General features: G+C 67.5%; 1 protein-coding gene. It reads right to left on the reverse strand.

Annotated features, from left to right (window positions below; genetic code table 11):
• Positions 1-576, reverse strand: a 576-nt coding sequence (locus tag NKH71_RS33350; RefSeq protein WP_352896635.1) for a hypothetical protein, incomplete at both ends; no start/stop codon positions are given.

Here is a 576-nt window from a genome sequence, read left to right on the forward strand (position 1 = left end):
TCCTCGCCAACAGCATCAACGAAGCCGAGCAGCGCGTTTGGGGACTTGCGGCATTCGCACAGGAAGTGGCGTCGCTTGCGCCCGCCCTTCAGCAGGAAGTTGTCCGCCTCGCGGAGGGCCTCGGAGAACAAGATCGCGCTTCGGTCCTCAGGGGGTTCGGAGCGGGCGTGGCGTCGCTTGCGCCCGCCCTTCAGCAGGAAGTTGTGCGCCTCGCGGAGCGCCTCGGAGAGCAAAATCGCGCTTCGGTCCTCAGGGGTTTCGGAGCGGGCGTGGCGTCGCTTGCGCCCGCCCTTCAGCAGGAAGTTGTCCGCCTCGCGGAGGGCCTCGGAGAACAAAATCGCGCTTCGGTCCTCAGGGGTTTCGGAGCGGGCGTGGCGTCGCTTGCGCCCGCCCTTCAGCAGGAACTTGTCCGCCTCGCGGAGGGCCTCGGAGAACAAGATCGGGCTTCGGTCCTCAGGGGTTTCGGAGCGGGCGTGGCGTCGCTTGCGCCCGCCCTTCAGCAGGAAGTTGTGCGCCTCGCGGAGCGCCTCGGAGAGCAAAATCGCGCTTCGGTCCTGAGGGATTTCGGAGCGGGCG

It is taken from the genome of Mesorhizobium sp. M0983 (genome assembly GCF_040318975.1).
GTDB lineage: Bacteria > Pseudomonadota > Alphaproteobacteria > Rhizobiales > Rhizobiaceae > Mesorhizobium.